We start from the raw sequence: 10,806 nt of genomic DNA, 5'->3' as shown, positions 1-10,806 counted from the left end.
ATCACCGTCAAGCCCAACTCCGCCCCCGTCGAGCCCGCCGCCGCGGCCGGCACGGTCCAGGCGCTGAGCGTGTCGTTCAGCGAGGGTGCCAGGGGCACGAAGGTGACCGGCCGCACGCCGCGTGAGTCGACCGGGCGCCCGGAGCTGACCGAGGCCGCGATCGTGGTCTCCGGTGGCCGTGGGGTCAACGGTGCGGAGAACTTCCCGCTCATCGAGGCCCTCGCCGACAGTCTGGGTGCCGCAGTGGGTGCCTCGCGCGCGGCGGTGGACGCGGGCTGGTACCCGCACACCTCCCAGGTCGGCCAGACGGGTAAGTCGGTGTCGCCGCAGCTGTACATCGCCTCGGGTATCTCCGGCGCGATCCAGCACCGGGCCGGTATGCAGACCTCCAAGACGATCGTCGCGATCAACAAGGACGCCGAGGCACCGATCTTCGACCTCGTCGACTACGGCGTCGTCGGCGACCTCTTCACCGTCGTGCCCCAGCTCACCGACGAGATCATCACCCGCAAGGGCTGACACCCCGACGCAACACCCCCACTCCGGGCCGCACGGTGAACCCACCGCGCGGCCCGGTGCCGTTTCGGGCCACCATTGACGCAGGTCGAGCGCGCCTTATAACTTCACTATACGGATTGTTGATTCCGGGAAGCGGAAACGGCGAGAGCGTGGAGGGTACGGTCATGGGTCAGCAGGAGAAGGTGGCGACGAGCCTCGCGGGCACGGTCAGCGAGGAGATCAGCGCCTCCCTCACGGCGGTCGACGCGGAGCTCGCCCGCCGCTACCCCGGGGACCCCGGCACCCGCCAGCCCGTACACACCGTCTACGTACCCGGCGATGCCTTCGAGCCCGGCACCCTTCGCTCCTGGGGCGACCAGGCGCTCGCCGCGCTCGACGAGCACGCGCCCGACGCCGCCTCCTTCGCCGCCGTCCTCGGTATCCCCGAGGAGCTGGCCGGCCCGGTCCACGACCGCGTACGCGCCAAGCTGGAGCGCGAGCCGGTCGAGGACCTCCGCATCGACTTCGAGGACGGCTACGGCCCCCGCCCGGACGCCGAGGAGGACAAGGCCGCCGCCCGCGCCGCGCGCCTGGTCTCCGAGGCGTACGCGAACGGCACGGCGGCCCCGTACATGGGCATCCGGATGAAGTGCATGGAGGCCGGCGTACGAGACCGGGGGATCCGCACCACCGACGTCTTCCTCACCGGCCTGATGGAGGCGGGCGGGCTGCCCGACGGGCTCGTGCTGACGCTGCCGAAGGTGACGTACCCCGAGCAGGTCGCCGCCTTCGTCCGGCTCCTCGAAGCCTTCGAGAAGGCCCACGGTCTGGACGCCGGACGCATCGGCTTCGAGGTCCAGATCGAGACCAGTCAGTCCATCCTCGCCGCCGACGGCACCGCCGCCGTAGCCCGCATGATCGACGCCGCCGAGGGCCGGGCGACCGGGCTGCACTACGGCACCTTCGACTACAGCGCCTGCGTCGGCGTCAGCGCCGCCTACCAGGCCAGTGACCACCCGGCCGCCGACCATGCCAAGGCCGTCATGCAGGTCGCCGCGGCGGGCACCGGCGTACGCGTCTCCGACGGCTCCACCAACGTCCTGCCCGTCGGTCCGACCGCTCAGGTCCACGAGGCCTGGCGGCTCCACTACGGCCTCACGCGCCGCGCTCTGGCCCGCGCGTACTACCAGGGCTGGGACATGCACCCCGGCCACCTCCCGACGCGTTACGCGGCCGTCTACACCTTCTACCGCGAGGGCCTCGAGCCCGCCGCCGCCCGGCTCGCCGCGTACGTCGCCAAGGCCGGCGGTGACGTCATGGACGAGCCCGCCACCGCCAAGGCCCTCAGCGGCTACCTGCTGCGCGGCATCGACTGCGGCGCGCTCGACACCGCCGAGGTCGCCCGGCTGACCGGCCTGACCCGCGCCGACCTGGACGCGTTCGCCTCGCCGCGCCGTGGCGACCTGACGGTCACGGCTCCGTGAGGCGTCGGTAGCCGGTGCGCGTCGGCGGCGGTACGGCCACTCCGGCCGGGGTGTGCAGGCCCGCGACGGGCAGGGTCCGCTGTCCGCCGCGCATCGGCAGCTTCACCACCCGGTCGTTGTCGAAGTCCGCGATGTGGAGCGTCCCGGCCGCGTCCGGAGCGAGACCGATCGGACGGGACAGGTCGGTGGTGGGGACGACGGGGAGACGTACAGAGGCGCCGCGCCGCGCACCGGCGGATGTGCGTCTGTCGCTGAGGCGATCGGCGCCGCGCACAGCAGCATCACCGCCGCCATCGCCGCGGACCGCCGCAGCAGACGTCTCCGGCCCGGCTCGACGGGACCACGGGGCCGGGTCGCGGCTGTTGCCGTGCGCATCATGGGTACGCACCCGTTCTGGACGTCCTGCCCGCTGCCGTACCGGCTCGGGGAGGTGAGGGGACGGCGTGACCGCGGTCCGGGCGGAGCGAGGGCGCCACGGTGGTGGCGGGCCCTGGCGTCCGGACGGCATGTTCGGCGCGTGAGCCGGAGCGTGCCGTACGGGCCCGGGGCCGTCAGCGGCCGACGGTAGGGACCGTCTCCGCCCATCCGGCGGCACCACGCCCCGAGCGGTCCGGCGGCCAACCCGACGGCCCCGGGGCCCTCAGGGCCTGGATCCACTCGTACGGGCACGGTAGGCGCGCATCTTGTGCCGCGCGCCGCAGACGTCCATGTCGCACCACAGGCCGTTCGCGGACGGCGCCCGGTCGTAGAAGACCCAGCGGCACTCCGGCGCCGCGCAGGTCTTGAGCCGCGTCGCATGACGCCCGGTCAGCCCGTCCCGCAGCAGGGCTTCGAGCACCGTTCGTACGATCTCCGCCACCGGTTCGTCGGAGGCCGGGCGCAGGGCGAGAGTGCCGTCGGGGCGGACCACCGGGGCGCCGGCCACGGAGTGGATCAGGCGGTTGAGGGCGTCGAGCGCCTCCGGCGAGGACCGCTCGACGAGGTAGGCCCGCACGGTCTCCCGGGCCTCCGTGAGCGCCGCCAGCTCGGCCGGTGCGACCGCTTCCGGACAGCCGTGCGTACGCAGCCACGCGCTTGCCGTCTCCGGCCGCGCGAACTCGTCCTCGTCGTGGAGCAAGGTCGCCGTGTTGCAGAACGCCTCGACCGGTTCGAGCTCCACGGGTGCCGGGTTCCGTCGCATGGCCCTCACTCTATCAACGTTACCGGCAAGAGGCTCTCTCTGGTAACGTCGAAAGTCCGGCAGGGTTCTGCATCCGACATCAGGAGGCATGTCATGAACATCTATCCGGCCAAGACGTTCGAGACCGCGGACGGCACGGTCCGGTGGGACGTGATGGGTGAAGGCGACCCGGTGGTCCTGCTCCATGGCACGCCGTTCTCGTCGTTCATCTGGCGCGACATCGCGCCTGCGCTCGCCCAGGACCACCAGGTCTTCTTCTTCGACCTGCTCGGCTACGGGCGGTCGGAACAGCGCGAAGGGCAGGATCTCCGTCTGGAGGCCCAGACGAGGGTGTTCACCGGGCTCCTGGACCACTGGGGGCTGGAGAGCCCGCGGGTGATCGCCCACGACATCGGCGGTGCCGTGGCACTGCGCGCGCTGCTGCTGGAGGGCGCGCGGTACGCCGATCTCACGCTGGTCGACGCGGTGGCCTGCGGTGACTGGGGGACGGGCCTCTTCCGGCTCGTACGGGAGAACGCGCGCGTCTTCGAACAGCTCCCCGTCTACGCCCACGAGGCCCTGGTCGAGAGCCACTTGCGCTTCGCGAGCCACTCCGGCTACCGGCCCGACGTCCTGGCCGCCCACCTCGATCCGTGGCGCGGCGAGCAGGGCAGGGCGGCGTACTACCGGCAGTACGGGCAGCTGGAGCAGTCCGCCACCGACGAGTTCCAGCACCTGCTGGGGTCCGTGCCGGTGCCGGTCCGGATCATCTGGGGGAGTGAGGACGGCTTCCTGCCGCCGCCCTTCGCCGAGCAGCTCCATGAGCTGATCCCGCACTCGGAGCTGCACTGGGTGGAGGGAGCGGGACACGCCGTCCAGGAGGACGCGCCGGCGCGGGTGCTGGCTCTGCTGGCAAGGGAGTTCGGGGCGGAGGGCTGAGGAGGCTCAGGCCGGCGGCAGTTCGCCCGAGCCGCGTGGGATGAGCGTCGTCGGCAGCTCCACCCGGGCCGGAGCGTGGTCGGCGCCGTCGAGCCGGCGGAACAGGTGCTCGGCGGCGGTCCGGCCCACGGCCGCCGCGTCCTGCGAGATGACGGTGATGCCGAGCAGGTCCGCCAGCTCGATGTCGTCGAACCCGACCAGGGCCACCGGCCGTTTCCGCTCCGCGATGACCCGGACCGCCGTCACCGTCACCCGGTTGTTCCCGGCGAAGAGCGCGGTGACCGGCTCCGGCCCGCCGAGCATCGCCTCGGCGGCGGCCCGGACCCGGCCGGGACCGGTGGTGCCGAGCGAGACCCAGGAGTCCTCGACGGTGATCCCGGCATCCGTCATCGCCGCGTGGTAGCCGCGCAGGCGCTCGGTGGCGGTGTGGATCCGCGGCTGGTCGCCGATGAACCCGATCCGACGGTGGCCGTGCGCGATCAGGTGGGCCACGCCCTCCCGGGAGCCGCCGAAGCTGTCGGAGAGCACCATGTCCGCCTCGACCCGGCCCGCCGGCCGGTCCACGAAGACCGTGGCGATGCCCGCCTTGATCTCCGGCTCCAGATAGCGGTGGTCGTCGCCCGCCGGGATCACGATCAGACCGTCCACCCGGCGCGCGCACAGCGCGAGCACAAGCTCCTGCTCGCGCTCGGGGTCCTCGGCGCTGGAGCCGTTGATGAGCAGCGCCCCGTGCGCGCGGGCCACCTCCTCCACGGCGCGGCTGAGCGGGCCGTAGAAGGGGTCCGCCAGATCCTCCAGGACCAGGCCGATCGAGGCCGTACGTCCCTTGCGCAGGACGCGGGCGCTGTCGTTGCGGCGGAAGCCCAGCGCGTCGATCGCCTCCTGCACGCGGCGCTCGGTGTCGGGCGTGACGCCGGGCTCGCTGTTCACCACCCGGGAGACCGTCTTGAGGCCCACTCCGGCGCGGGCCGCCACGTCCTTCATGGTCGGCCGGTTGCCGTAACGGGTCTCGGAATGACGGGTGGTCCGGTCCACGGTGCGCTGTCCTGTCGTCGGATACGGGCGGAGGTGAGGGCGGTGCGGCGGGTGGTGCGGCGAGGTGCTGGTCGGCGGTTCGGGCGGTGTTCGGGCGTCATGCGGGCGCCTTCGGACGGCCCGCGGGGCCTGCTGCGGAGCCGAACGGAGGCCGTGGCGTCGAGCATAGGCCCTGGACAACGTTGTCAACGCAGTGAAGACTGTGCAGACTATTGACTGAACCCGCAGGTCCCGCCCTTCACTCATCCGGAGAAGCCACACCGATGCATACCGACCTCGTCGCCGCGCTCGACATCGGCGGCACCAAGATCGCCGGCGCGCTGGTCGACGGCGACGGACACCTCCTCGTCCGGGCGCAGCGGCCGACGCCCGCCCGGGAGGGTGCCGAGGCGGTGATGGGTGCCGTGGACGAGGTGCTCGGCGAGCTGACGGCCTCTCCGTCTTGGGAGCGCGCGGGCTCGGCCGGGATCGGCAGCGCGGGTCCGGTGGACGCGGCGGCAGGCACGGTCAGCCCGGTCAACGTCCCCGGCTGGCGCGACTTCCCGTTGGTGGAGCGGGTGCAGAAGACCATCGGAGGGCTGCCGGTAGCGCTGGTCGGCGACGGGGTCGCGATGACGGCGGCCGAGCACTGGCTCGGCGCGGCGCGCGGCTACGACAACGCGCTCTGCCTCGTCGTGTCGACCGGCGTCGGCGGCGGCCTCGTCCTCGGCGGCTCCCTCCACCCGGGTCCCTCCGGCAACGCCGGCCACATCGGCCACATCAGCGTCGACCTGGACGGCGACCTCTGTCCCTGCGGCGCGCGCGGCTGCGTCGAGCGCATCGCCAGCGGCCCGAACATCGCCCGCCGCGCCCTGGAAGGCGGCTGGCTTCCTGGCCCGGACGGCGACACCACGGCCGCCGCGGTGGCCGCCGCCGCGCGCGCCGGTGACCGGGTCGCCATCGCCTCGTACGAGCGGGCGGCCCAGGCGCTCGCGGCCGGGATCGCCGCCACCGCCACCCTGGTCGAGATCGACATCGCGGTGATCGGCGGGGGAGTGGCGGGCGCGGGCGACGTGCTCTTCGCGCCGCTGCGCCGCAGCCTCGGCGACTACGCCACGCTCTCGTTCGTCCGAGGGCTCACGGTCGCTCCGGCCGTGATGGGCACCGACGCGGGTCTGGTCGGCGCGGCGGCCGCGGCGATCGCACTCGGCTAGCGCGGGCCGTCCAACGGCCCTCGGAGGGCGCCCGGTTCGTCAGGCCGGGCGCCCTCCGAGGGCCGTGACGACCCCTCAGCGCACCGCGTCCGCCGTCTGCTGCGGGACGATCACGAGGAAGACGTCCTGCTCCAAGCTCATCACGACCTCCGCCGCCAGGCCCTCGCCGCGGCGCGCGGCAGCGAACTCCTCGGCCGCCCAACTGCCGCGAGGATCTCCTGCCGGAAACTGTTCGAGAATTGTCCGCCGCACGGCGCACCCCCAGTTGTCCTGTGCCACCGGCCCATGCCGTAGGCCTGGCTATTACCTGCTCAACGAGCGTCGCCCGTCATGGATACGGTTGCCCCGAACCCGGCTTCTTACCGCCGGCTCTCCCGAAACGTCCCGGATCTCCGCACCCCGGCAACGCCGTCACCACGGCGGGGTTTCCCCGGCAGGGTGTTGCGGGCAAGCCACAGGAGGCCAGATCGGCGCCCTGCTTGTGGCTATTCGCTCCGAAACCTGGCCTTACTTAGCTTCAGCCAGCCGTGGCTGGCCTTTATTGGGAAGACCCCCTCTCCCATCCTTCTCCCATGGGAGAAGGATGGGAGAGGGGTCCTGGACCCGAGACCGTTCGGTCAACCAAGGTGAACTCCCATGCGTGGCCGGGACCGGGCCCGGGCCGGTTGGGTGTTGTGCGCCGGGGGAACTGGTCTGTGCTCACCCGGGCCGCCGCCCTGTGTGTTCGATGACGGGCTTCCCCAAGGCAATGCGTCGCAGGGCCTCCGCTCGCCCCGAGTCGTACGTTGACGATCTGAAGACGGTCGAGGAGACGATCATCCCGCATGCCGGGTCTCGGTCGAAGCTGTACGGGCTCAGCGTCGGCAGGGCCTGGCGGGTGGGATTGGAAGCGGCACCCCTTTACGTGGACCGCACTTCCGTAGGCGCTGTCGCCTCGGGCGGTGGCAGCGCAAGCACAACAGCACCCACGCCAAGATCCGCTGCCTCGGTGAGCGGGTCATGGCCATCCTCGAGGGCCGGCCGCTCCTGCGGAAGCTCCGCTGCGGCACCAACCGCATCACCGGCCTGGTGAAGGCCGTCCTCGCCCTTCACCACGCATCAGCGTGAGGTCGGAAAAGGCTCGGTACTCTCACCGGGCAATACGTCGAAGGCCCCCGCAGCTCGCTGCGGGGGCCTTCGCGGTTGACGCGTACGGAAGTTGCCACGATCAGGCGGTGGCCTCCGCCGGCTTCGCGTGGGCGAAGCCTCGGTGGTGCCAGACCAGGCCTCCGGCCGGGCGGCCCAGGCAGTCGGACGCGGTGACCCGGCCCACCAGGATCGAGTGGTCGCCCGCCTCGGTGACCTCGTATCGGGTGCAGGTCAACCGCAGTGCGCAGTCGGCCAGTTGCGGCGCCTGGTGTGATGTCGGGCCGGAGGCGAGGGGAACATCCTCGAAGCGCTGGTCGGTCGGGCCCGCGAACCGCTTCGCCAGCGCCTCGTTCTCCGGGCCGAGCAGATGGAGGGCGAAGGCGTCCGCCGAGACGAGCACGTCGTGGGTGCGGGAGTTCCGGTCCAGGCAGACCAGCAGCAGCGGTGGGTCCAGGGAGAGTGAGGACACCGCGCTGGCCGTGAGGCCCCGGGGGGTGCCCGTCGCGTCGTAGCAGGTCACCACCGTGACAGGGGCCGCGAGGGAGGCCATGGCGGAACGGAACTCGTCGGCCGCTATGTCGCCGGACGCCATCGGGCCCGGGACCGCGGGCGCCTCCGCCGGCGAACCGCTCCGTGTCGTGGGGCCGAGCCGGGCGGACCGGGGCCTGGCGGACGCGGTCAGCAGGGAGGTGGCGTTCATCGGGTCGCTCCTTCCAGTTCCCGGACCGGGTCGGGGGCCGGGGCCTCCTCCGCGGGGAGGCCGGGCGCGGACGGGCCGGTCAGCCAGCGGCCCGAGGGCTCGCCCAGCGTGCCCCGCTCCAGGTCCCAGGCGACGTGCCCGCCGCGTACCACGGTGGTGAACCGGCCGGTGAACATCCAGCCCTCGTACGCCGACCAGCCGCACAGCGACTCGACGTGGGACGCCGAGAGCTGCCAGCGGGCGGCCGGGTCCAGGAGGGCCAGGTCCGCGTCGGAGCCGACCGTCAGCCGGCCCTTCCCGGCCAGGCCGAACAGGTCCGCGGGACCCGTTCCCATCAGCCGGGCCAGGTGGACGGCGGCGGCGTCGGGGGCGATGCCTCGCGCGAGCATGCCCGTCCAGACCGACACGGCCAGTTCCTGGACGCCGGGGAGGCCGGGAGGCGCCTCGGCCGGAGGCCGGTTCTTCTCCTCGACGGTGTGCGGGGCGTGATCACTGCCGATCGTGGAGGCCTCGCCGCCGAGCACGGCCTGCCAGAGCCGGTCCCGGTCCCGGGGAGCGCGGATCGCCGGAGAGAGCCGGGTTCGGGGACCGCGCAGGGCGGTGTCGTGGTCGGTGAACGCGAGGTGGTGTCCGGTGACCTCGAAGCTGATCGGCAGCCCCTCGGCCGCGGCGGCGACGAGCAGGTCGGTCTCCTCGGCGGACGACACGTGCAGGATGTGCGTCTTCGTGCCGTACGTGCGGACCAGTTGGACGACCTTGGCGACCGCGACGATCGCTCCGGAGCGCGGCCGGTGGGGCTCATAGGCGTCATACGACTCGGGATCACCGGCGCGGGAGTCGAGCAGGTCGAAGACGTGCTGGTCCTCGGCGTGCAGCACGAGGCGCACCCCGCCCCGTGCGGCGGCGGCGAAGGCCGCCTCCAGCTGGTGCGCCTCACGGAACACCACGGGTGCGGTGTGGTGGCCCGCCATGAACGCCTTGGCGGAGGTCGCCACCTCCGGGGCGAGGTCGGCGAGCACCTCCGGATGGTCGGGGTCGGCTCCCATGTGGAAGCGGTGGTCCACGTAGGAGCGGCCCGCGATCTGCGCCGCCTTCGCCCGCAGGGTCGCCGCGTCGAGCGACGGCGGGCGCGTGTTGGGCATGTCCATCACCGTCGTCACGCCGCCGGCGAGCGCGGCCCGGCTGCCGTTCTCCCAGGTCTCCTTGTGCTCCAGACCAGGCGTGCGGAAGTGCACATGGGAGTCGATGAGGCCCGGCAGGACGTACTTGCCCGCAGCGCTCAGACGGGGACCGGCCGGCAGCGGAGCGCCCGGTGCGACGATCGCCGCGACCCGGCCGTCGCGGACGACGACGCTGCCTTCGATCACTCCCTCGGGAGTGACCAGGCGGCCTCCCTCCACCACCAGGTCGGCGGGGGAGGAGTCGGGAGATATGAGGGAGGGGGAGTTCATCGGTTCCACGGCAGGCTCACCAGTTCCTTGCAGAGGTCGTTGGTCGGTCCCATCAGGGCGACGGCCCGGGCGTCGCGCCCGAACCGGTTGATCGGATGCGTCTCCACGTAGCCGGCCGATCCCAGGAAGCGGGCCACGTCCGCCACCACCCGCTCCGCCGCTTCGGAAGCGGCCAGCTTGGAGTGGAGCGTGGTCATGCCGGGGTCGGCGGAGCTGCGCCGGCCGGCCCGCTCCACCACCGCGCGGGCGGCCTCGACCTCGGTGGCCAGGTCCACCAATCGGTGGCGTACCGCCTGGTGGGCGTAGAGTCCCCGGCGGCCGGCGTGCGCGTGGGCGGCGTCGAGCGCGGCCTGGGCGATGCCCACGGCGACGGCCCCGAGGGAGGCGCCGCTGTCGCGGACCCGGGCGATGATCGACGCCGCGACGCCCGTCGCGCCGAGGCGTGCGGAGTCCGGCACGACGCACTCCCGTACCGAGACGAACCCGGTGGCGGAGCCACGCATCCCGGTCAGCCGCATCGAGGTGTCGGGCACAAGCCCCGGGTGTTCGCCGGAGACCAGGAAGAACGTCTGCCCGGCCGACCCGTACCCGGTGTCCCGGGAGGAGGCCGCTGCCGGGGCCTCGTCCGGCGTCTGGGCCAGAACGAGGTAGACGTCCGCCAGGCCCGCGCTGGTGGTGAAGGACTTGGCGCCGTCCAGGAGCCAGTCCCCCTCGGGGGTGCGGTGTGCCCGGGTCGCGAGGTTCTTCTTGTCGGCGCCGGCCCCGCTCTCCGACCAGGCGGATGCGGCCAGCCACCGGCCGTCGGCCAGCCTGGGCAGCACCTCCCGGTGCTGGGCGGGCGAGCCGTTCTCGACGATGCGGCTGGTCACGGCGCAGTGCTGGAACAACATGATCGCCGCTGACGCGTTCACCGACGCGACCTGCTCCACACAGGTGTTGAGCGCCACCGCGTCGGCGCCCGCACCGCCGTAGCACTTCGGTACGACCAGGGCCAGCAGCCCGCTCTCGCGGAGCACCGCGACGGCTTCGCGGTCCGGCTCCCCGGTGAGGTCGGCCGCCTCGGCGCAGGCCGCCAGTCGTTCCAGGGTCGGCGGCGTGGGAAGTACGGGGGCGGGGCGCGCGGTGACGTCGCGGGCGGATCGGCGGTGGTCGCCGTGGAACACATCGATGGCGAAGGGGTCGGGCGACGCCCCGCGGCCGATGTCGTCGCGTACGGCGG

Annotated in this window: 11 protein-coding genes and 1 pseudogene; 5 read left to right on the top strand and 7 right to left on the bottom strand. The window is 72.8% G+C overall.

Annotation, left to right across the window (positions count from 1 at the left end):
• Nucleotides 1-519 (top strand): electron transfer flavoprotein subunit alpha/FixB family protein (locus ABZ267_RS09975; protein WP_356899713.1); only part of this gene is annotated, 519 nt, incomplete at its 5' end.
• Between the two features lie 164 nt (nucleotides 520-683).
• A complete protein-coding gene (locus ABZ267_RS09970; RefSeq protein ID WP_356756246.1) occupies nucleotides 684-1,982 on the top strand; it encodes an aldolase/citrate lyase family protein in 1,299 nt (432 codons plus the stop codon).
• Here the strand turns inward: ABZ267_RS09970 and ABZ267_RS09965 are convergent.
• Nucleotides 1,969-2,256, bottom strand: coding sequence for a hypothetical protein (locus ABZ267_RS09965; RefSeq protein WP_356756244.1), 288 nt, complete (start codon nucleotides 2,254-2,256; stop codon nucleotides 1,969-1,971). The genes ABZ267_RS09970 and ABZ267_RS09965 overlap by 14 nt on opposite strands.
• A 366-nt stretch (nucleotides 2,257-2,622) precedes the next feature.
• On the bottom strand, nucleotides 2,623-3,162 hold the full coding sequence (locus ABZ267_RS09960) for a CGNR zinc finger domain-containing protein (RefSeq protein ID WP_356756242.1): 540 nt from the start codon (nucleotides 3,160-3,162) through the stop codon (nucleotides 2,623-2,625).
• Between the two features lie 93 nt (nucleotides 3,163-3,255).
• Here ABZ267_RS09960 and ABZ267_RS09955 point away from each other — a divergent pair, with 93 nt between their 5' ends.
• A complete protein-coding gene (locus tag ABZ267_RS09955) occupies nucleotides 3,256-4,080 on the top strand; it encodes an alpha/beta hydrolase (protein ID WP_356756240.1) in 825 nt (274 codons plus the stop codon).
• 6 nt (nucleotides 4,081-4,086) lie between these two features.
• On the opposite strand, the gene ABZ267_RS09950 is transcribed toward ABZ267_RS09955, so the two are convergent.
• Nucleotides 4,087-5,115, bottom strand: coding sequence for a LacI family DNA-binding transcriptional regulator (locus ABZ267_RS09950; protein ID WP_356756238.1), 1,029 nt, complete (start codon nucleotides 5,113-5,115; stop codon nucleotides 4,087-4,089).
• A 263-nt stretch (nucleotides 5,116-5,378) separates the two neighbouring features.
• Between ABZ267_RS09950 and ABZ267_RS09945 the strand changes: the two genes are divergently transcribed.
• Nucleotides 5,379-6,308: an ROK family protein gene (locus tag ABZ267_RS09945; RefSeq protein ID WP_356756236.1), complete on the top strand. Its 930-nt coding sequence runs from the start codon at nucleotides 5,379-5,381 to the stop codon at nucleotides 6,306-6,308.
• Between the two features lie 75 nt (nucleotides 6,309-6,383).
• On the opposite strand, the gene ABZ267_RS09940 is transcribed toward ABZ267_RS09945, so the two are convergent.
• A complete protein-coding gene (locus ABZ267_RS09940) occupies nucleotides 6,384-6,587 on the bottom strand; it encodes a hypothetical protein (protein ID WP_356756256.1) in 204 nt (67 codons plus the stop codon).
• A 666-nt stretch (nucleotides 6,588-7,253) separates the two neighbouring features.
• Here ABZ267_RS09940 and ABZ267_RS09935 point away from each other — a divergent pair.
• Nucleotides 7,254-7,415: pseudogene (locus ABZ267_RS09935) on the top strand (IS5/IS1182 family transposase); the annotation flags it as partial.
• Nucleotides 7,416-7,515: 100 nt separating this feature from the next.
• Here ABZ267_RS09935 and ABZ267_RS09930 read toward each other — a convergent pair.
• The 3 genes from ABZ267_RS09930 to ABZ267_RS09920 are packed head-to-tail and all read right to left on the bottom strand — an operon-like array spanning nucleotide 7,516 to nucleotide 10,672.
• Entirely contained in the window at nucleotides 7,516-8,136 is a 621-nt protein-coding gene (locus ABZ267_RS09930; RefSeq protein ID WP_356756234.1) for a flavin reductase family protein, read from the bottom strand.
• Nucleotides 8,133-9,587, bottom strand: coding sequence for a dihydroorotase family protein (locus ABZ267_RS09925; protein WP_356756232.1), 1,455 nt, complete (start codon nucleotides 9,585-9,587; stop codon nucleotides 8,133-8,135). Before ABZ267_RS09925 ends, ABZ267_RS09930 begins: the two co-directional genes overlap by 4 nt.
• Nucleotides 9,584-10,672: an acyl-CoA dehydrogenase family protein gene (locus ABZ267_RS09920; protein ID WP_356756252.1), complete on the bottom strand. Its 1,089-nt coding sequence runs from the start codon at nucleotides 10,670-10,672 to the stop codon at nucleotides 9,584-9,586. The genes ABZ267_RS09925 and ABZ267_RS09920 overlap by 4 nt, the downstream gene beginning before the upstream one ends.
• Nucleotides 10,673-10,806 lie beyond the last annotated feature (134 nt).

It is taken from the genome of Streptomyces sp. NPDC006174, assembly GCF_040614075.1.
Lineage (GTDB): Bacteria > Actinomycetota > Actinomycetes > Streptomycetales > Streptomycetaceae > Streptomyces.
Note: the sequence above shows the minus strand (reverse complement) of the source record. Positions and strands in the feature narration are given on the sequence as shown.